The sequence below is a fragment of the Nitrospirota bacterium genome (assembly GCA_040752355.1).
Taxonomy (GTDB): Bacteria; Nitrospirota; Thermodesulfovibrionia; order Thermodesulfovibrionales; family Dissulfurispiraceae; genus JBFMCP01.
The window spans coordinates 348,177-368,929 of sequence record JBFMHE010000001.1; the positions used below are offsets into that span (position 1 = coordinate 348,177).

General features: G+C 58.8%; 17 protein-coding genes. 8 read left to right on the top strand and 9 right to left on the bottom strand.

All coding sequences use genetic code 11. From position 1 onward, the window contains the following. Positions 1-8 precede the first annotated feature (8 nt). Positions 9-287 (top strand): hypothetical protein, encoded by a 279-nt coding sequence (locus AB1805_01595; protein MEW5744121.1) that lies wholly within the window; start codon positions 9-11, stop codon positions 285-287. Here the strand turns inward: AB1805_01595 and AB1805_01600 are convergent. Genes AB1805_01600 through AB1805_01610 form a run of 3 tightly spaced genes read right to left on the bottom strand, consistent with a single transcriptional unit; the run spans position 284 to position 2,151 of the window. Further along, entirely contained in the window at positions 284-787 is a 504-nt protein-coding gene (locus AB1805_01600) for a Gx transporter family protein (protein MEW5744122.1), read from the bottom strand. The two genes, AB1805_01595 and AB1805_01600, sit on opposite strands and share 4 nt — an antisense overlap. Then, entirely contained in the window at positions 771-1,157 is a 387-nt protein-coding gene (locus AB1805_01605; protein ID MEW5744123.1) for a NusG domain II-containing protein, read from the bottom strand. The genes AB1805_01600 and AB1805_01605 overlap by 17 nt, the downstream gene beginning before the upstream one ends. Further along, positions 1,132-2,151 (bottom strand): FAD:protein FMN transferase, encoded by a 1,020-nt coding sequence (locus AB1805_01610; protein MEW5744124.1) that lies wholly within the window; start codon positions 2,149-2,151, stop codon positions 1,132-1,134. Before AB1805_01610 ends, AB1805_01605 begins: the two co-directional genes overlap by 26 nt. 257 nt (positions 2,152-2,408) lie before the next feature. On the opposite strand from AB1805_01610, the gene AB1805_01615 reads away from it, so the two are divergent. The 5 genes from AB1805_01615 (at position 2,409) to AB1805_01635 (ending at position 5,760) form a co-directional block, all read left to right on the top strand. Further along, a complete protein-coding gene (locus AB1805_01615; protein ID MEW5744125.1) occupies positions 2,409-2,783 on the top strand; it encodes a hypothetical protein in 375 nt (124 codons plus the stop codon). 61 nt (positions 2,784-2,844) lie between these two features. After that, entirely contained in the window at positions 2,845-3,771 is a 927-nt protein-coding gene (gene cysK / locus AB1805_01620) for a cysteine synthase A (GenBank protein MEW5744126.1), read from the top strand. A gap of 27 nt (positions 3,772-3,798) precedes the next feature. Next, positions 3,799-4,959 carry a cysteine desulfurase NifS gene (gene nifS / locus AB1805_01625; protein MEW5744127.1) on the top strand — a complete coding sequence of 387 codons (1,161 nt, stop codon included), beginning with the start codon at positions 3,799-3,801 and terminating at the stop codon, positions 4,957-4,959. Positions 4,960-5,147: 188 nt separating this feature from the next. Beyond that, complete coding sequence (locus tag AB1805_01630) at positions 5,148-5,378, top strand: DUF433 domain-containing protein (protein ID MEW5744128.1); 231 nt, start codon at positions 5,148-5,150, stop codon at positions 5,376-5,378. Between the two features lie 13 nt (positions 5,379-5,391). Continuing rightward, positions 5,392-5,760, top strand: coding sequence for a DUF5615 family PIN-like protein (locus AB1805_01635; GenBank protein MEW5744129.1), 369 nt, complete (start codon positions 5,392-5,394; stop codon positions 5,758-5,760). 48 nt (positions 5,761-5,808) lie between these two features. Here AB1805_01635 and uvrA read toward each other — a convergent pair whose 3' ends face one another. Both uvrA and AB1805_01645 read right to left on the bottom strand, forming a co-directional pair. Beyond that, on the bottom strand, positions 5,809-8,325 hold the full coding sequence (gene uvrA / locus AB1805_01640; protein ID MEW5744130.1) for an excinuclease ABC subunit UvrA: 2,517 nt from the start codon (positions 8,323-8,325) through the stop codon (positions 5,809-5,811). A 283-nt stretch (positions 8,326-8,608) separates the two neighbouring features. Further along, on the bottom strand, positions 8,609-9,508 hold the full coding sequence (locus tag AB1805_01645) for a DUF3108 domain-containing protein (protein MEW5744131.1): 900 nt from the start codon (positions 9,506-9,508) through the stop codon (positions 8,609-8,611). Positions 9,509-10,000: 492 nt separating this feature from the next. Between AB1805_01645 and AB1805_01650 the strand changes: the two genes are divergently transcribed. Both AB1805_01650 and AB1805_01655 read left to right on the top strand, forming a co-directional pair. Beyond that, on the top strand, positions 10,001-11,278 hold the full coding sequence (locus AB1805_01650; protein MEW5744132.1) for a substrate-binding protein: 1,278 nt from the start codon (positions 10,001-10,003) through the stop codon (positions 11,276-11,278). A gap of 65 nt (positions 11,279-11,343) precedes the next feature. Continuing rightward, a complete protein-coding gene (locus AB1805_01655; GenBank protein MEW5744133.1) occupies positions 11,344-13,824 on the top strand; it encodes a methyl-accepting chemotaxis protein in 2,481 nt (826 codons plus the stop codon). A 64-nt stretch (positions 13,825-13,888) separates the two neighbouring features. On the opposite strand, the gene AB1805_01660 is transcribed toward AB1805_01655, so the two are convergent. From AB1805_01660 to AB1805_01675, 4 genes are read right to left on the bottom strand one after another with little or no spacing between them, the layout of a single operon-like run. Further along, positions 13,889-15,652 (bottom strand): formate--tetrahydrofolate ligase, encoded by a 1,764-nt coding sequence (locus tag AB1805_01660; GenBank protein ID MEW5744134.1) that lies wholly within the window; start codon positions 15,650-15,652, stop codon positions 13,889-13,891. 57 nt (positions 15,653-15,709) lie between these two features. Beyond that, positions 15,710-16,168, bottom strand: a complete 459-nt coding sequence (locus tag AB1805_01665; protein MEW5744135.1) for a cyclic nucleotide-binding domain-containing protein — start codon at positions 16,166-16,168, stop codon at positions 15,710-15,712. Further along, the gene (fdhF, locus tag AB1805_01670) at positions 16,168-19,008 is read right to left on the bottom strand and encodes a formate dehydrogenase subunit alpha (GenBank protein ID MEW5744136.1); all 2,841 of its coding nucleotides are present in this window, start codon (positions 19,006-19,008) and stop codon (positions 16,168-16,170) included. The genes AB1805_01665 and fdhF overlap by 1 nt, the downstream gene beginning before the upstream one ends. Beyond that, the gene (locus tag AB1805_01675) at positions 18,978-20,741 is read right to left on the bottom strand and encodes an NADH-ubiquinone oxidoreductase-F iron-sulfur binding region domain-containing protein (GenBank protein MEW5744137.1); all 1,764 of its coding nucleotides are present in this window, start codon (positions 20,739-20,741) and stop codon (positions 18,978-18,980) included. Before AB1805_01675 ends, fdhF begins: the two co-directional genes overlap by 31 nt. Positions 20,742-20,753: the final 12 nt, after the last annotated feature.

Genomic DNA, 20,753 nt, shown 5'->3' on the forward strand with positions numbered 1-20,753 from the left:
ATGTAGCGGTGGCGGATGCCGGCAAGAGGAATTTCAAGGCGATAGCCGCGGATATCGCGGAGGGATTCATCACCGTGAATCCCATCTTTCTGAAACCCTTTGACGCGAATGCGCTGAAACTGCTCTGCACGACCATCGAGCGGAGGCAGAGCGAACTGCGCGCCGAGCCGTTCCCCTACCATGATCTCCTGCTGATACGAAAAAGGAACCTGAGACTCCAGCGGCTCTTCACCGCCCTCTCGGTCATCAAGAACTACGCCCGCGACCGGAAGATGACGATCTCCTAGCCCGACTTTTCGAGCTCTGCCAGCAGGTATTTCGAAACGAGCCCGTTGACTGCTCCGGTCACTGTCCCCGCGGTGATCAGGATCGGGGCGACGAGCAGAATCCCCTCGATCCTTTGGACAAAGAGCAGGTAGGCGACGAGGAGCTGCGCTGCATTGTGGAAGAACGAGCCTACAAGGCTGATGCCGAGCGTGCTGAAGAGGCGGGGAAAGAGAGCGGCGGTGGCTCCCATCGCGAGCGTGCCCGCCATGCCGCCGCTCAGGCTCAGGAAGAAGGCAGGACCGAGAAAGGTTCCCAGGAAGAGCGAGCCGAGCAGCACCCGCACCCCTGTAACCATCAGGGCAGCCTTCATGCCGTAGAGCGGGAGGGTTACAAGCGTGACGATGTTGGCTAATCCCAGGCGGAGCCACGGGACCGGCGAGGGGACGACTGCTTCGAAGCCGTGGAGGGCGAGCGCATAGGCGGACAGAAGGGCGATACGGTACCTATCCCGTGATTGCATCCAGGGTGTTCTTCTCTTTCGGGGCGGTAATGGTCACGACGACCCTGTTGGGGAGGCATACGACAGCGCCCCTCGTCACCCACTCCTGGTGAAGGCAGAGCTTGTTGTGGCACGGCGACTCCGTCACCCGTACCCTGCGGTCCCGCACCTCGACGAGCGTCTTTCCCAGGGGACCGTCGACGGCAACGGTCGTGTTGCGGTCGAGGGGGAGCGAATAGAGCAGCGTGCCCTCCACTTCGATCGTCACCGCAGAACCCTCCGGCATCGCCTCCCGCGCAAAGACGAAGCTGTAGAGCGAGAGGCAGAGGAAGAAGAGCAGCAGCAGCCCGTCTCCGAAGGTCGTTTTATGATTTGTGCGTTCTGAATTCAAGGGTCCCTTTCAGTCCTTCCGAAACGGTTATGGCGCCGTCTCCGCCGATGATGAGTCCTTCGATGCCGGTGCGGTGCAGGAGCTGCATACCTTTCTCCGGGCCGAGGATGCATACCGCCGTCGAGAAGGCGTCGGCAAGGGCTCCCTCCCGGGAGAAGACGCTCGCCCCGCGGCAGTGGTTGACGGGATACCCGGTCCTCGGGTCGATGAGGTGGTGGTAGCGGACCCCTTCCCGTATGAAAAAACGTTCGTAGTCGCCCGAGGTGGATACCGCCCTGTCTCTGAGCCCCGTCGTTGCGAGCAGCTCATCCGCGGAGGAAGCACCGGCAGGCCGGGGATTCTTGATCCCTATGCGCCAGGCGCTCCCATCGGGCTTCAGGCCGAAGGCCTTGATGTCGCCGGCTACGGCAACGAGCCCCGCGGTTATCCCTCTCTCCCGGAGCGTCTCGACCGCTCTATCCGCCGCATACCCTTTTGCAATGGCGCCGAGGTCGATCTTCATTCCTTTCCGCTTCAGGAAGACCGTCGATTGTGCGGCATCGAGCACGACATCCTTGTAATTGACGAGCGGCAGCGCCTTCCGGAGCGCCGCGGGATCGGGGAGCCTCTCTGCGTGAAAGTCCCAGAGGGCGCTTACCGGGCCTATTGTGATATCGAAAGCCCCGCCGCTCTGTTCCGAAACAGAGAGCGCTTTGGCGATGATGTCCAGAACAGGAGGGGATACGCGCACCGGACGCTCTCCTGCCGCTCTGTTGATGGCCGTTACTTCACTGTCAGGGGAGAAGAAGTCGAGCTGCCTGCCGAGGGACGTGATGGTCGAAAAGGCCTGATCGATCGCGGCCCTGGCTTCAGCCTCGGACGCCGATACGACCGTAACGGACACGAGTGTGTCCATCGAGGCCCTGCTCTCCTTGAAAAGCTCCGGCCTGTCTGCTCCGCAGGACAGGAGCACGCCTCCCGCAATCATCACCAGTATCAGACGAAAAAGCCTCATTGCCATAAATGCACCTCAATACCTGATATGGTACCATAGAAGCAGGGTGCAAGACTGCGTACCGGGACAGCGAAACAGGGCTGCCTTATGTTTAAAAAATTAACAGCATGATAAAATAATATACAAAAAGACCCCTCTCCGGGGGCGGGCGGAAGGAGTTTCCCCCTGAAACAGTCGTGGCACGGCGCTTGCTTTTACAGGGCATCGGGGACGCCGGCACGGCCGGCCTCCACTATCAGGGCCAGAGGAGGGTCTTTATGAACGAGGGAGTCAAAATATACGGGTTGTGCCTGGAGCGGCTGAAGCACCAGATAGGGAGGGCGAAGGAGAGGGCAGCGTCGCCGTCCCTGGTCCCGCACGCTTCACGATTTATCCTGGAATCGTACTGTACGGATGATTATGGAGAGCTCATCGATATTCTCGAGCTCTATGACGTGGGGGAAGGGTCTGTCGACCAGGTCCGCGAGAAGCTCGATGAGCTCGCCTACACGGTCTCGGTGCTGACCCGCGAGGCGGTCCACTTCGCTCCGGATGCAGAGGGGGTATGGGGGATTTATGTCACCCTGCGGAAGAGCGATGCCCCGCTGCCGGAGCAGGCGAACGTTGCCGCTTCGGCAGCGGTTGCAGCGTAGCAGGAGGACACGCAATGACATCAGGGATAAAGGAATAGCCAAGGAGTGGCCAAGGAGCAGAATGATGAGAATATTCGACGATATTACGAAGACCATCGGCGGGACGCCGCTGGTGAGGCTGAACCGGGTGACGCGGGGAGCTGTTGCGACCGTGGCTGCCAAGCTCGAGTCGTTCAACCCGCTTTCGAGCGTAAAGGACCGGATCGGGGTGGCCATGATAGAGGCCGCCGAACAGCAGGGGATACTGAAAGCCGGCTCGGTCATCATAGAGCCGACGAGCGGCAATACCGGCATTGCGCTCGCCTTCGCTGCAGCGGCAAAGGGCTACCGGCTGATACTGGTCATGCCGGAAACCATGAGCGTGGAGCGGCGGCATATCCTCCAGATATTCGGGGCGGAACTCGTGCTGACCCCCGGAGCGGAAGGCATGAAAGGCGCTATACGGAAGGCGGAGGAGTTATGCGCTGCAACGCCGGGCTCCTATATGCCGCAGCAGTTCAAGAACCCGGCGAACCCCGAGATACACAGGAAGACGACTGCAGAGGAGATCTGGAACGATACCGACGGAGCGGTCGATATCCTCGTTGCCGGCGTCGGCACCGGGGGGACGATTACCGGCGTTTCTGAAGTCATCAAGAAGAGAAAGAGCGGGTTCAAGGCGATCGCGGTGGAGCCGGCCGGCTCCCCGGTGCTCTCCGGCGGCAGCCCCGGGCCGCACAAGATCCAGGGCATCGGAGCGGGGTTCGTCCCCGATGTGCTCAACAAGGGGATCATCGATGAGGTGATCAAGGTCACGGAGGAGGCGGCGGGTGAAACGGCGAGGAGGCTCGCACGGGAGGAAGGTATCCTCGTCGGCATCTCGAGCGGCGCCGCTGCCTGGGCCGCCCTCGAAACAGCGCGCAGGGAAGAGAACAGGGGCAAGCTCATCGTGGTCGTGCTCCCCGATACCGGAGAGCGGTACCTCTCGACATGGCTCTTTAAAGAGTAGCGCTTACCAGGAGAGGGGCGAGGGCGGATGAAGAGGATCTATCTCGATTGCGCCGCCACCACGCCGGCCGATCCCGAGGTCGTCCGGTCGATGTCGCCGTATTTCAGTGGAGTCTACGGCAATCCCTCGAGCATGCACTCCCTCGGATACGAGGCTCGGGCCGCGGTCGAGGACGCGAGAGCGGTCGTCGCGGGAGCTCTGGGAGCCCGGCCGTACGAGATCGTCTTTACGAGCGGGGGGACCGAGAGCGATAACGCAGCGATCAAAGGCGTCGCTTTCGCCAACCGCAGCCGCGGCAACCACCTCATCGCCTCCGCTGTCGAGCACCACGCTGTTCTCGAGTCCTGCGCCTTTCTCGAAAAGAACGGCTTCTCGGTCACCTATCTCCCTGTCGACGGCGAGGGGCTCGTCGCGCCGGACGATGTCAGGAAGGCGATCACGAGCAGGACGGTCCTCATCTCCGTCATGCACGCGAACAACGAGATCGGCACGATGCAGCCCGTCGGAGAGATCGGGGCCATCGCACGGGAGGCGGGTATTTATTTCCATACCGATGCGGTGCAGACCTTCGGGCATCTGCCCTTTACGGCAAGCGACCTCCAGGCGGACCTCCTGAGCGTCTCTGCCCATAAGCTCTACGGGCCGAAAGGGGTGGGAGCGCTCTTTATCAGAGAGGGAACGAGGATCGGCCCCTTCATGCACGGCGGCAACCAGGAGAAGGGGAGGCGGGCCTCCACCCACAACGTGCCGGGTATCGTCGGTTTCGGAAAGGCGGTAGAGATCGCCTCGGGAGGGGTCGGGGAAGAACAGCAGCGGCTGACCCGGCTGCGAGACCGGCTGATCAACGGCGTCATCGAAAATATCCGCCACGCCCGGCTCAACGGTCATGCCCGGCTGAGACTTCCGGGCAACGCGCACTTCTCCTTCACCAATGCCGAAGGCGAGCTGCTGCTCCATGCCCTCGACAAGCGGGGCATCGCCTGCTCGACAGGGTCGGCCTGCAGTGCAGAGAGCACGGGGCCTTCCCATGTCCTCCTCTCCCTCGGACTGCCGCACCACCTGGTGACCGGCTCCCTGAGGTTCTCCTTATGCAAGTATACGACCGAAGAGGATATCGATCATCTGCTCGCGGTACTCCCCGAGGTCGTGAGAGAAGTCCGCTCGCTCTCGCCGTTCCGGGAGTGCTGATACGGACATTCAGAAAGCCTGCTTGTCTGTTGGTCGGCCTGGACGATAGTTCTTGTCTTTAATCGGTGTAGCATATTATCATTAATCGGTTTTTGATACGGGCACCCGACGATCGCTCAGGTAGCTGCTCGAAGGGTGTCACTTTACCGCAAAAGAGAATAAAGTAACAGTAAGGCGAGGTGAGCACAATGAAGAGGCTGACGAGGATAACGTTTAACCCCGAGATAATGGGCGGCAAACCATGCATCAGGGGAATGCGTGTTACAGTCGGTATGATCGTCGGGATGATCGCTGCCGGCCATTCCAGAGAGGAGATCTTAGAACTCTATCCCTATTTGGAGGCTCCGGATATCGATGAGGCGCTTTCATACGCCGCTTGGAGATCGGAAGAGGTCGATCTTCCCTTTCAGCCGGTATGAGACTCTTGCCAAGATGAGACTCCTGATCGATATGAATCTCTCTCCCCTATGGGGCGAAGTGCTTGCAGGTGAGGGGATAGAAGCGATTCACTGGTCAACTGTCGGATCTGCTGCTGCGATGGATAAAGAGCTTATGGCATGGGCCAAAGGGAGCGGGTATATCGTAATAACCCATGATCTCGACTTCGGGACTATCCTTGCGGCAACGGGAGCCGATGCCCCCAGTGTTATTCAGTTGCGCTTCCAGGATCTGGCGCCGGAGAGCGCGAAAAAGCATATCATCAAAGTATTGCATGATTTCCGGCGCGAGCTCGAGGAAGGCGCTCTTGTCAGTATAGACGAGGACAAGGCTCGCATAAGGATATTGCCGTTAGAGCGATGAATCCCGCCGGGAAGAGGCCCTCTGCCGGTCTGAGGGAGCATACAGCCGCTAGACCATGCGTTGGGCGAGGAATTTGCCGGTGTGGGACTTCTTGTTCTTCGCCACCTCTTCAGGAGTGCCCGTGGCGATGATCTTCCCTCCGTCGTTGCCGCCTTCAGGCCCGAGATCGATGATATAGTCGGCTGATTTTATGATGTCGATATCATGCTCGATGACGACCACACTGTTGCCCATATCGACGAGTTGGTTGATCACGTTGAGCAGGCGCTGGATATCGACGAAGTGGAGCCCGGTCGTCGGCTCATCGAGGATATAGAGCGTATTCCCCGTCGCCTTTTTGCCGAGCTCTTTCGCGAGACGCAGGCGCTGCGACTCGCCTCCCGAGAGGGTGGTGGCGGGCTGGCCGAGCTTCAGGTAGCCCATGCCCACGTCCTCGAGAACGGCGAGGCGCTGCCTGAGCGGGGGAATGGCGCTGAAGAACTCCTGGGCCTCCGAGATGGTCATCTCGAGAATATCGGAGATATTCTTGCCCTTGTAGTAGATGTCGAGCGTCTCCTTATTGTAGCGCTTGCCCTTGCAGACGTCGCAGGTGACGTACACGTCGGGCAGGAAATGCATCTCGATCTTCTTCAGGCCGTCGCCCTGGCATGCCTCGCACCGGCCGCCGGGCAGGTTGAAGCTGAAACGGGACGCCTTGTATCCCCGGGCGCGGGCCACGGGAAGCTGGGTAAAGAGGTCGCGGATGAAGGTGAATATGCCGGTATAGGTCGCCGGGTTGGAGCGCGGGGTCCTTCCGAGGGGGGACTGGTCGACGCAGATGACCTTATCGACCTTTTCGAGCCCCTCGATGGCGTCGTGCTTGCCGGGGATGACATTGCTTGCGTAGAGGTGCTTCGCGAGCGTCTTGTAGAGGATCTCGAAGATGAGCGTGCTCTTGCCCGAGCCCGAGACCCCGGTGACGCAGACGAAGGTCCCGAGCGGGAGCGTGACATTGATATTCTTCAGGTTGAACTCCGCTGCATTGCTGATGATGAGAAAGTCCTTCGGCTTCCTCCTCTTCTCGGGAACCGGGATGGTCGCCCTGCCGCTCAGGTAGCGGCCGGTGACGGAGGATTCGCTCCCCTGTATCTCTCCGGGCGAACCGGCGGCGATCACCCATCCGCCGTTCTTGCCTGCGCCGGGACCCATATCGATGATATAATCCGCTCTCCTGATCGTCTCCTCATCGTGCTCGACGATGACCACGGTATTGCCGGCATCCCGGATGGCGTCGAGGCTCCGGAGCAGCTTGGAGCAGTCCCTGGGGTGGAGCCCTATGCTCGGCTCGTCGAGGATGTAGAGGACGCCGGTGAGCGATGAGCCGAGCTGCGTCGCGAGCCTGATCCTCTGCGCCTCTCCCCCGGAGAGCGTCAGCGACGGCCGATCGAGGGTCAGGTAGCCGAGCCCCACCTTATCGAGAAACGACAGGCGGTCCGCTACTTCCTTTATCACTCTCTTCGAGATCGCCAGCTCGCGCTCGGAGAGGGCGAGGCCGGCGATGAACTGCTGCGCCTCGACGACCGACATCCGCGAGAACTGCCCGATGTTCGTCGTCCCCACCTTCACATGGAGCGCTTCCTTGCGCAGGCGCATGCCGCTGCAGAGCTTGCAGGGCGTGAGGTGGGTCAGCTCGTGGTTGTACATGTCGTCACCCTGCTCCTCGTCGCCCAGACCTTCGAATCCCATGCCGTTGCAGCGCGGGCAGGCGCCGTAGCGGCTGTTGAAGGAGAAGAGCCGCGGCTCAATCTCGGGATAGCTGATCCCGCACTGGGGGCAGGCGAGCGTCTTGCTGAAGGGGATGTCCCGCTGCTCATCGACCAGGTTGATGATGACCGTATCCGCGTATTTCAGCGAGGTCTCTATCGCCTGCTTTATCTGGCGCTCGACGCTGTGCTTGATAATGAAGCGGTCGATGACGATCTCTATGGTATGCATCTGCTGCTTCTTGAGCGAAATGTCGTGGGTGAGCTCCACCATGGTCCCGTCGATGCGGGCCCTGACGAAGCCGTCCATCCTCATCTTCTGGAGCTCTTTCTTGTACTCTCCCTTCCTCCCCCGCACAATCGGGGCGAGCACCTGTATCCTCGTGCCTTCGGGAAGCGATGAGACGGCAGTGATGATGTTCGTGATATCCTGGGTCGAGATGATGGAGCCGCAGTGGTAGCAGTAAGGGATGCCGATCCTCGTGTAGAAGACCCTCATGTAGTCGTAGACCTCGGTGATGGTCCCCACGGTGGAGCGGGGGCTCCTGGTCACCGTCTTCTGGTCGATGGCTATGGCAGGAGAGAGCCCGTCGATGGAATCGAGGTCCGGCTTCTGCATCTGTTCGAGGAACTGCCGCGCATAGGCGGAGAGGCTCTCGACATAGCGCCGCTGTCCCTCGGCATAGATGGTATCCATGGCGAGGGACGACTTGCCCGACCCCGAGGGGCCGGTGATCACCGTTATCCTGTCCCGCGGAATGGAGATGTCGATATTCTTGAGGTTGTGCTCCCGCGCACCCTTGATGACGATAAACTCTTGCATGAGAACGCTCTCTGAAAACTCCTCTCAAGTGATACAATAACTTTTTACTATAACCTAAACGGAGCTATTCTTTCATCCATCTCTAGTCAGGGATAGGGCAATTACGTGAGGATGAATAGGGAGGGGGAGCGAGGCGAGGCATTTGGAGCGGCATGGGCAGCCCTGGCGAAATCCAGGGATGGTGAAGCGGGTCGGTACGACTCGATTCCGAGCTGCCCCGCCTCGGAGACGGGCCGGATGCCCGTCGAGAATGAGCGCAAATGCCTCGCCTCGCTCCCCCTCCCTATTCATTAGCATGCCCTGCATCCAGGGACTTGAGCTTTGCGGTGACGGTGCCGATGGGAACTTTGGTCTCGACCCTCACCGGGATCTTCCGTTCATCATTGGTGAGCCAGATGAAGATATCCCCGCTCTTCTTGAAGAGCCCATCGGTCGTGAGGACCGGCTGCACCTTGATGGTCTCCACATCGCCGCCTCCCGGCAGCTCCGCCTGCTCTTTGGCGAGGACCTTCACCTCGACCTTGATGAACTTGTTGCTGTCGAAGACATCGATATAGACCGGCTTGCCGATCTCGAGGGTCTGTGTCCTCAGGTAGTAGAAGCCGGAAATGACATCCCATATCGGCGGCTCCGCAACCGTGTGCTCGTCTCTGGTCCCCTTGAGATGGTTGAGGAAGGTGATCTTCTTCGACGCGAAATCGAAGAGCGTCTCTTTGTCGCTGCGGTACTTGCCTTCGCGCTGTTTTATCTTGAAATGCGCCGGAACGCCCCCGACGATCCTGCTCTCCGAAAAATCCTCCACCTTGTAGAACGCCGAGATGACGGGAGCGGAGCGCACCCTCGAGGTGATGGTGACCTCGTCCTCGCTGCTGACCGCATCGAGAACAGCGCTGCCCACGTAGATCCCTGCCCAGTAGATATCGAAGGCGAGTCGCTCCTGGAATGCTGTTTTTAAAAGAGGAGCAAGCGCTTCGACTTTCTGCTGCTCTGCAGCAGCCGGTTCAGCGGTATTCCCGGCGCTTTGTGGAAGAGCTTCGGCATCCTTCGGCTCCGTGCGGCTTATGTGCTCTCCGGGAGGCTGGTCACCAACGCTGCTCTCTTCTCCGCTAAGGCGTGTTTCTTCCTTCTTAACAGGAGGGCCGGCATTCTTTTCCTCTGAGGATGATTCACCGGATGTGCTCATCAGGGGCATGGGTACCGGAGCTGATAAAGAGGGTTCCTTGCCACCTTTATCGGTAACGGGCCGGTCTTCTGCTACCAATCGCGCTAAGAGTAGTGTTGTAGAAAGGGGGGCAGGAAGCATGAATCCCCCGCGCGACGTGACGCCTGCGATAACGAAGAGATGCAGTGCCACGGAGAGGACAAGAGGAACGAGAAGGGGAATAACGATTTTTTGGGACACTCTCATAGAGAAAACCATATCCGGCGCATTTTTACTTATTTTAACTCCATTCCTGATAAAACGCCTCCCTTTTTATTCCTCATGCCCCTGTCTTCATGGAGAGCGTTAAAGGTAACACCAAGTAAAGATTCACCTGCAAGCACCGATAAAAGCACTAGTATGCTTGCATTATACTGATGCTACTTATCGTAACGCAAGAGCTCCTTGAGCTCAGAGACGCGGGGGAGAAAACTACGTGCACGGCAACGCACGTCACACAACAGGGAGGATGGAATGACAGGGGAAGGCAATGCTCGGGCGTATATTCTTCTTGTTTCACTTATCGCGTTTTGCATGGTTTTCGGCGGTGTTTTTCATGCTTCGGCAAGCGATGCGGTAAAGATCGGGCTCAACTATCCTGAAACAGGTCCTTATTCGAAACAGGGACTGGACCAGCGCCGTGCCGCTGATATGGCGGTAGAGGAGATCAATGCAGGCGGCGGCATCATGGGAAAAAAGGTGCAGCTCGTCTACCGTGACACTAAAAGTAACGCGAAACAGGCAAAAGAGAACGCCCTCGAGCTCTTCGAGAAAGAGGGGGTGGAGATGGTCTTCGGGGGGTCATCGAGCGCCGTAGCAATCGCAACGGGAAAGGTTGCAAAGCAGAAGAAAAAACTCTTTTTCGGCACCCTGACCTATTCCACCGAGACGACCGGCGAGGAAGGGCATAAATACCTCTTCAGGGAGTGCTACGACTCCGGTATGGCGGCGCGGGCGCTGTCGGACTATCTGAAAAAGAACTTTTCGGGGAAAAAATTCTTTTATATAACGGCGGATTATACCTGGGGCTGGACTACCGAGGATGAATTCAGGAAACAGACCGGCACTACCGATAAGGATGCCCATAAAGGAATACTCACCAAGCTCGGCACCACTGATTTCAAGAATGTGCTGGGCATAGCAAAAGAGGTGAACGCAGAGGTGCTCGTCCTGGTGCAGTTCGGTCGTGACATGGAAATATCGGTCAAACAGGCGTATGAGATGGGATTGAAAGATACGATGCAGATAGTGGTTCCCAATCTCACCGAGGATATGGCCGAAGGCGCAGGCCCCGAAGCAATGGAAGGGGTGATAGGCGCGCTGCCCTGGACCTGGAGAATACCTTTTGATGAGAACTATCCGAAGGGCGTCGACTTTGTCAAAAAATTCGAGGGAAAGTACAAACGCTATCCGACGACATCAGGGGCTTCGGCGTATGTCATTCTCTACCAGTACAAGGAGGCGGTGGAGCGCGCCAAAACGTTCGATACCGCGGCGGTAATAAAGGCGTTGGAGGGACATAAGTATACCGGCCTCAAGGACGAGCAGTACTGGAGGGATTGGGACCACCAGTCGGTACAGACCGTGTATGCGGTGCGGGGAAAGAAAGCGGCTGAAGTGAAGAAAGACAAATATCAGCTCGATTACTTTGAGATCATCAATAAAATGGACCGTGAGAAGGCTGCGATAACGTTTGCCGACTGGTCGGCAGTGAGGGCAAAGGTGGGCGCTCCGGCGTCTCTCGAGGAGTAGGGGAACCCGAGAGAGGCGGCAGGGGAGGGGGGATGTGATGATACGGCAACATAAGGAGCGCTTTCGTGACAATCAAGGTAAAACTGAGGCTCAATGCCGTGGTGGTGCTCGTGGCGATGACGTTCGTCGTCGGAGCAGCCGTTATCGGCATCAGGTCCATACGCGGCAATATCAATGAACTGACCCAAAAAACCACCCCCTACCAGTTGAAGGCATTGAATCAGCAGCGGGCGCTTCAGGCCCATGCAGCAAGCCTCCTCACCATGTCGACAGCGGCGTCGCTCGGCGAGTACAAGCAGTCGGCGGAAGGCGTTTCTTCAACGCTCTCCCAGGTTAAGAAGGCAGGTGAAGACATCGCAAAGCTCAGGGCAGGCGCTTCCTCGGAAGACCGGGCGATTTCGGACCTGACCGGTTCGATCCTCAACACTGTTGAAAAAAAGCTCGTTGCCCACGATACAGCGGCTGCTGCAGTCAATGCAATCAAAGCCAGAGTGGCGGAGGCGTCAAGAAAGATGAAGGAGCTGGACACCTCGATACGACGGCTCCAGCAGGGCACGGCAGGTACCATGATCACCGGCGTCGACGGCCTCATCGCGGCAAACCAGCAGGTGACCAATCTTTCCATCGTGCGAGACGGCTTTAAAGACTTGAACCTCTACATCTCCCGCATCCCCTCGACGAATGACAAACGGTCGGTTGCACAGCTGCGGGAGAATATCGGCGCAACGATCAAAAATGTCATACAGGCGCTGAAGAATACGAAGGGAATGGAGAAAGCAGCGGGCGATATGCTCCAGAGGCTCAATGTACTCAACGAGAAGGTCACGGCGGCAAAAGGTCTGGCGGCATTGAAGCTCAAGCAGATCAATGATGAGGACGACAGCCTGAAAGAGAGGATCGAGACGCTGGCAAAAGAGGGCAGCTATGAAATCACCTACATGATGCCCACGGTGGAACGCGAGATGGAAAACGCGAGCTCGGCATTGAAGGCAACTACCGGGGGGATGTCGAAGCAGGTCAATGCATTCTCCGATACCAACAATGTCCTTACCCTGTCGTCATCGCTTTCACTTTTGAACGCTTCGATCGAATCGCACATCAACCACTGTATAAACGAACGGAACCGCCAGGGTTTCGAGAGTGCGGTGGTCCTGATAAACAGCCTCATTGCCCAGGCGGATGCAACAGGCCAGAAGTTGAGAGCTCTTTTGAGCAAGGGCAACTATCAGAATGAAATGAAAATGCTCTCCGCTTCACTGGGAGCGCTCGCTGCAATGAAAAGCGAGTTTTCAAAGCAAGGGGGTGTTGTCGAACGGCTCAGGGCATCTCTGGCACACCTGGAGGAGCTCGAAAAGCTCAACGCACGGATGAAAGACATCGTTGCAAAGCAGCTCGAAGAGAGCAACAAGGAGGTGTCGGTCGCCGGATCGAACCAGGAGGCCGCAGTACTATCGGTGAATAAGGTTGCCAATTCCACTATCGTCATGGTGGGTCTGGTCGGCGTATCGGCGGTGATCATTGCCCTGATCATGGGGGGGTGGATAAGCGCTTCCATTTCGAACCCGTTGAGGGAGACGGCGGATATGGTCATCGACATCAGCAAAGGCAGCGGCGACCTGACGAGGCGGCTCAGCGTAAAGAGCAACGATGAGATAGGGGCGGTGTGCAAAGGATTCAACGACCTCGTTGAAAAGCTCCACACGAGCATCTCCCATGTTTCTGAAAAGGTCGATATCGTAGTGACCTCTGCAAGCGAGCTGTCGGCAACCGCCGAGCAACTGTCGCGGGGCTCGCAGTCGCAGGCCGAGCAGACGACCTCTCTCTCATCATCGGCCGACGAGATGTCGCACGCCATACTCGACGTCGCGCGGAACGCGCAGTCCACCTCGGAAGCAGCGGAGGAAACGAGAAAGATGGCGCAATCCGGAGAAGAGGTGGTGAGGGACGCGATCGAGGGGATAAAGGCGGTGGCGGCCTCTATCGATACCATATCCTCGTCGATCGACGAGCTTTCCCGTGATTCCGAAAAGATCGGCGAGATATCGTCGGTGATCAAGGATATCGCGGATCAGACCAACCTGCTCGCCCTGAATGCAGCCATTGAAGCGGCGCGCGCCGGTGAACAGGGACGGGGATTCGCGGTGGTCGCCGATTCGGTGCGGCAGCTCGCTGAACGTACCGCTGCAGCAACGACCGAGATAGCCGGGATGATCAAGTCCATTCAGGGCGGAGCGCACCGCTCCTCGACGCACATGCGCCAGGGATTGGAGGATGTGAGCAACGTTGTGGCAAGGGCCAACAGGGCTGAAGAATCCCTTAAAGAAATCGTCCGGAAGATAGAGGAGCAGACAGGGCTTATCCGCCACATGGCGACTGCATCGAACCAGCAGTCGGTAACCGTTGATTCGATGGTCACCAATATCAATGGTGTGGCCGACGCGTCAAAGGAGTTCGCTTCAGGAACTGCACAGATAGCAAGGACCGCTGAAGACCTGGACAAGGTTGCCGGAGAGCTCCAGGGAGTCGTCAAACAGTTCAGATTATAGAGAGAGCCGGTAGTAAAAAGCCCTCCGGTGTAGTGCCGGAGGGCTTTCATGATGAAGTGAGATATTAGAACACGCCCTTTACCTTGCCGGTCTCGACATCGACATCGACCCTGCGGTAGGCGGGGTCTGAAGCGGTCCCCGGCATCAGGGTTATGGACCCTGCGACAGGAACGACGAAGCCAGCTCCCTTGTAGGTGAGGATGTCGCGGATAGAGAGCCTCCAGCCCTTGGGGACACCCTTCAGGTTCGGGTTGTCCGAAAGGCTGAGATGGGTCTTGACCATACAGGTGCCGAGCTTCGCAATCTCGGGATCAGCCTCGAGCCGCTTCGCCTTTGCAGCAGCTTCGGCAGAATAATCAACACCGTCTGCGCCATAAACCTCGGTGGCGATCAGCTCGATGCGCTTGCGGAGCGGGGTGTCGAGCTCGTAGAGGAACTTGAAGTCGTTCGGCTCGTTGCAAGCGTCGATGACTGCGTCGGCGAGCTCGAGTGCGCCCTCACCGCCGTACTGCCAGTGTTTGGAGACAGCAACACGGGCGCCGGCAGCCTCTGCAATCCTCCGGACAGCCTTGATCTCGTTCTCGGTATCGGTGTAGAAGGCGTTAACGCAGACAACCGGGTTGATGCCAGCTTTCTTGATAACATTTACCAGGTGGATCAGGTTGTCACAGCCCTTCTCGACCCAGCCCACGTTCTCGCCCTTGTACTCCTCAGGAATCGGCTTGCCGGGGACCGGGATCGGAGCGCCGCCGTGGCACTTCAATGCCCTGATAGTAGCGACGAGAACGGCCGCATTCGGCTTGAGATCTGAGTAGCGGCACTTGAGGTTCCAGAACTTCTCGAAGCCGATGTCGGCGGCAAAGCCCGACTCGGTAATATTGTAATCGCCGAGCTTGAGAGCGACTCTGTCGGCGATGATCGACGACTGACCGATGGCGATATTGGCGAACGGACCAGCGTGGACGAACACCGGCTGGCCCTCGATGGTCTGCATGAGGTTCGGGTTCAGCGCCTCGACCATCCAGGCGGTCATGGCGCCGGCAACGCCGAGGTCTTCGGTAGTGACGGGCTCGCCGGTCTTGCTGTAAGCAACGACGATTTTGCCCATTCTTTCTCTCATGTCCTTGAGGTCTTTTGCGACGGCCAGGATAGCCATGACTTCGGAAGAGACCGCGATCGCGAAACCGGACTGCATCATGAAACCGTCGGTCTTGCCGCCGAGGCCAATGACTATGTTTCTGAGGGCCTGGGCGCAGAAATCGATGATCCACTTCATTTCTACATTGCGGGGATCGATGTTGAGCCTCTTCAGTTTCCGCTTTGCGAGCTGCTCGTCGGTATAGTTCGCCTCATGCTGCATCCGGGAGGTAAGGGCGACCATGGCGAGGTTGTGGGAGTTCATGATCGCATTGATGTCGCCGGTGAGACCGAGCGAGAACGGGGTGAGGGGAATGCATTGCGAAAGACCGCCGCCCGCTGCCGAGCCCTTGATGTTCATGGTCGGGCCGCCGGAAGGCTGGCGGATCGCGGCGACGACATTCTTGCCGCGTTTCCCCATGCCCTGGGTGAGACCCATGGTGGTGGTCGATTTTCCCTCTCCCAGCGGGGTCGGGGTGATCGCGGTGACGTCTACGTATTTGCCGTCAGGCCTGTTCTTGAGACGCTCCAGGACGCTCTTGAAATCGACCTTTGCGACGTAGTGGCCGTGGGGGAGGAGCTCCTGCTTCTCGAGTCCGAGCTGCTCGGCCAGCTCGTAGACGGTCTTCATGTTCTTTTCTGCTGCTTCGGCGATTTCCCAATCGGCGTGCTTCGTTGGATCCAGCGGCATACTGACCTCCTTGCGTTCTGTTTATATTTTATTTTTGAGACAAGGCGGAGGTGAGGCTTAGTAATTCACGAGCGCTTTGATGAACTTGTCATTCATGCGGCGAACGTTCATTCCCGAAATTATAGCAATATTCTTTATGATCTTCAACATAATAAACGGCTCTTTTTTTTCCATCTCCTCGAAGGCTGCCGTGGGAAACAGCAATAGCTCCGCCGCATCAAAGGCTTTTGCGTCGCTGCAGTGGTGGGTCTTTTCGAGGACCGCGATTTCGCCCATGAAGTTGCCCCTGCTCAGGATGACCAGCGGCTGCCGCCAGCCGTCAGGAGTGGTCTTCGAGATCTCTACGCGGCCCCTGGTGATCATATAAATCCCCCGTGAGGGTTCGCCCTCCCTGAAGACAGAGGTGTCCTTCTGGGCGTTGAGAGTCGTCAGCAGCGGAATGATCTTCCCGATCTCATTCTCGTCGAGCCCCCTCAAGAGGGTCTGGACCTGCAATTCGACGCGTATGTCGGCCATCACTGTTCCTCCTCGTCGGAATTTAACGCCGGCAGCGGCTCAATGCGCACCGGGGTGTATTTATAAGAGGGCGTTTTCGCATAGTCGAGCGCCTTTTCGCTGGTGAGCAGATTTGCGGCTGCTTCGGCATAGTGGAGCGGCAGGAAGACCTCCCCACGGGCGACGCGTTCGGTGATGCGCACCCCCAGCGAAACGCTCCCGTGCCGAGAGGTCACGGTGACGGGAGCTCCATCCTCGATACCGAGCGAGCGGGCGTCGTCGGGATTGACCTCGAGATAGGGCTTTCCGGCGTGCTTCTCGATAGCGGACACCCGGCGCGTCATGGAACCGAAATGGTACTGGAAAAGGTTCCTTCCCGTCGTCAGGACAAAGGGGAAGTCTCCGCTCCGTTCCTCCCTCGGCGGGGCGAAGGGGACAGGGGTAAAGGAGACTCTTCCGCGAGGAAATCCTCCTTTATAGAGGAAGGGCGTTCCGGGATGGCTCCGGGTGGGAGAGGGCCACTGGATTCCTTTCTCCTCTATCCTGGTGTAGGTTATTCCTTCGAGGGCCGGCCAGAGGCTGCCGAGCTCCTCGAAAACCTCTTCCGGCGAGGCGTAGTTCATCTCGCAGCCCATGCGCTTCGAGAGCTCGGCGATGATCCAGGAGTCGGCCTTCGCCTCGCCGGGCGGGAGCACGGCCCTGCGCACGCGCTGCACCCTGCGCTCGGTGTTGGTGAAGGTGCCTTCCTTTTCGGCGAAGCAGACCGCCGGCAGCACGACATCGGCGCGCATGGCCGTCTCGGTGAGGAAGATATCCTGGACCAGGAGGAACTCGAGCCGCTCGAGCCCTTTTACCGTATGCTGCTTGTTGGGCTCGCCCAGAACCGGGTCCTCTCCCATCACGTAGATCGCCTTGATCGCTCCCTCCGCCGCCTTCTCCGTGATCTCGGGCGCTGTCAGGCCCGGCTTCGAGGGGAGTGAGACCGCCCACGCATGCTCGAACTTCTTCCGGACCTCGGGAAGGGCGACCCGCTGGTACCCGGGCAGGACATTCGGCAGGCAGCCGGCATCACAGGCGCCCTGGACATTGTTCTGTCCCCGCAGCGGATTTATACCGGTGTTCTCCCTGCCGATATTGCCGGTCAGGAGCGCCAGGTTCGCGATTGCGTTCACATTGGCGGTCCCGTGGGCATGCTGGGTAATGCCCATCGTATAGTAGATAGCCGCCTTGCGGGAGCTTCCGTACATGACCGCTGCCTTGATGATCGTCTCTTTCGGGACGCCGGTGAGCCGCTCGCCTGCCTCGGGCGTGAACTCGTCGAGCGACCGCTTCCACTCGTCGAATCCCGCTGTATGGTCATCGATGAACGATCGGTTATGAAGCCCCTCATTGAGGATGACATGGGCCATGGTGTTGAGGAGCGCCACATCGGTCCCGGGCCGCTGCCGCATCCAGAGGGCGGCAAACCTCGTCATGGCGATCTTGCGCGGGTCGGCGACGATGATGCGCGCTCCCTTCCGGCAGGCCGTGATCATCTGGTTGGCGATGACCGGGTGGGACTCCTTCGTATTGGAGCCGATGATGAAGATGACCTCGTTTCCTTCGACTTCGCGAATCGAATTGGTCATCGCTCCCGAGCCGAAGATCGTGGCCAGACTGGCCACCGTGGGCGCGTGTCAAAGCCGGGCGCAGTGGTCGACGTTGTTCGTGCCCACCGCCGCGCGCATGAACTTCTGGAAGAGGAAGTTCTCTTCGGTCGTGCAGCGGGCAGAGGAGAGCCCGGCGATGGCGTCAGGCCCGTGGGCATCCCGTATCTCCCGCAACCGCCGGGCAGCATAATCGAGCGCCTCGTCCCACGAAACCTCTCTGAAAAGACCGTTCAAACCGTTTCTAAAAGCCTGGTTCAAACCGTTTAAGCCGTTCAAGTCGTTTAAACCGTTTGAACGGCTTGAACGGTTTGAGCGGTTTGAACGGTCCTTTATTCTTATAAGCGGTTTCGTAAGGCGGTCGGGGCTCGCGACGAACTCGTGGCCGAAGCGGCCTTTGACACAGAGAAGCCCTTTATTGACGCCCTTCTCCTCCTTCGCCGTCACGCGCACGATGGCGTTGTCTTTTACATGCAGGGTGATGGTGCAGCCGGTGCCGCAATAGGGACAGGTCGTATCCACCTCCCGTATCTTCCAGTACCGTCCCTTCCCGATCCAGTCCTTTGCCACGAGCGCGCCGGTAGGGCAGACCATGACGCACTGGCCGCAGAACTCGCAATCGAGGTCCCGCTCGAAGGGCGGGCATATCTTGGTCGAGAATCCCTTGTAAGCGAAATCGATGGCGCCTGCTCCCTGCACCTCGTGGCAGATCTTGACGCAGCGGCCGCAGAGTATGCATTTCTCCATATCCCGGTCGATAAAGGGATTGCCGTCTTTTCGGGGATAGACTCTCCGTTCGCCGCTGAAGATCGGGTTCCGTATCCCGTACTTGTAGGCGAGCTCCTGCAGCTCGCATTCGCCCGTCTTCTGGCAGACCATGCAGTCGTAGGGGTGATCGCTGAGCATCAGGTCGATGATATCCCTGCGGAGGTCCTCGATATACGGCGAGTTGGTGATGATCTCCATGCCCTCTTCCACCTCGGTGGTGCAGGAGGTCACCGGCTGTCCCTTTATTTCGACGAGACATATCCTGCAGGCGCCCGAAGAGGATATCCGGGGATGGTGGCAGAGCGCGGGGATATCGATTCCCATCCGGCGCGCAGCTGCGAGCACCGTCGTCCCCTCCGGGGCTTCACCCTCGATGCCGTTGATCCTGAAGCGAACCGTTCTCTTGTTCTCCATGGCTATACTTTCTTTATCGCCTTGAATTTGCATGCCTTGTAACAGGCCCCGCACTTCACGCAGAGGCCGCTGTCGATCCGGTGCGGCTTCTTCACCTCGCCGGTTATGGCGTTCGCAGGGCACTTCTTCCTGCAGAGCCCGCACCCCTTGCACAGGTCGTCCGCTACCACGAAGGTGATCAGCGCCGTGCAGACGCCGGCGGGGCATTTCTTATCGCGGATGTGGGCGAGGTACTCGCCTTTGAAGTGGGAGAGGCTCGTGATGAAAGGATTGGCAGCGGTCCTGCCGAGACCGCAGAGCGACGAGGCGGACATGATCGCGCTGAGCCGTTCCAGGGTGAAGAGGTCGGCCTCTTCGCCGTTGCCGTCGGTTATTTTAGTCAGCAGCTCGAACATGCGTTTGGTTCCGACCCTGCAGGGCGTGCATTTGCCGCAGGACTCCCGCTGGAGGAATTCGAGCAGGAACCGGGTGACCGAGACGATGCAGTCCTCCTCATCGAAGACCACCATGCCTCCTGACCCGACGATGCTGCCCACCTTCGAAAGGTTTTCGTAGTCGAGCCCCATATCGATCATCGAGACCGGGATGAGGCCGCCCGAGGGGCCGCCGACCTGGACCGCCTTGAGCGCCCTCCCGCCGTCGATGCCGCCGCCGATACCGTACACGATATCTCTCAGCGACATGCCCATCGGGATTTCGACGAGACCGTTGTTCTTCACCTTGCCGGAGAGGGTGAACACCTTCGTGCCCTTGCTCTCTTCCGTTCCGATCGAGGAGAACCATGCAGGCCCTTTGCCGATAATGATGGGTATATTGGAGAGCGTTTCGGCATTATTGATGACCGTCGGCTTTCCCCATAGCCCCCGCTGGGCAGGGAAGGGGGGCCGCGGCCGCGGCATCGCCCGCTTGCCCTCGATCGACTCCATCAGCGCCGTCTCCTCGCCGCAGATGAAGGCCTCGGTGCCGAAGCTGAACTCTATATCGAAATCGAACCCGGTGCCGAAGAGGCCCTTTCCCAGGAAGCCCTTCTCCCGGGCCTGCGCAATCGCGGTGCGCAGCCGCTCGACCGAGAGGTGGTACCGCTCGCGGATATAGAGATACCCTTTGTCCGTACCGATCGCGTACCCGCCGATCAGCAGGCCCTCGATGATCGCGTGGGGATTCCCCTCGGCGAGCGCCCTGTTCACCTCGCCGATGTTGCAGATGATATACTTGGGCGCATCCGGCTGGTTCCGGCATATCTTCCATTTTCTTCCGGTAAGGAATCCGCTTCCGCCCCGCCCCCGCAGCCCGGAGAGATAGACCTTCTTGATCACCTCATCCGGCGTCATGGAGGTGATGGCCCGGCGCGCGGATTTGTAACCGTTCATGCCGAGATACTCGTCAATGCTCTCGGGGCTTATCTCGCCGCAGGGGCCGAGCACGATCTTGTGCTGCTTGCTGTGGAACGATTCGTAATCGTCATTGACGAGCCACTCGGCGACAGGCGTTCCGTCGAGAATGTGCTCTTTCACGATGCGCTCGACCATAATAGGCTTTACCGACTGGTAGGTGCGCTTACTGCCGTTTATGATGACGTCGACGAGCACGTCTTTTGAGCAGAAGCCCCTGCATCCGACTTCTTTGTAGCCGCACCGCTTCCCTATGCGCGCCTCGATGCCGCTCTCCTGGATGAGGCGCTTGAAGGACCTGATCACATCGGACCCGCCCGACGCCCTCCCCGACGTGCCGAGGCAGACTTTTATTTCGATTGACGTATCTTCCATTGCCCGTCCAGG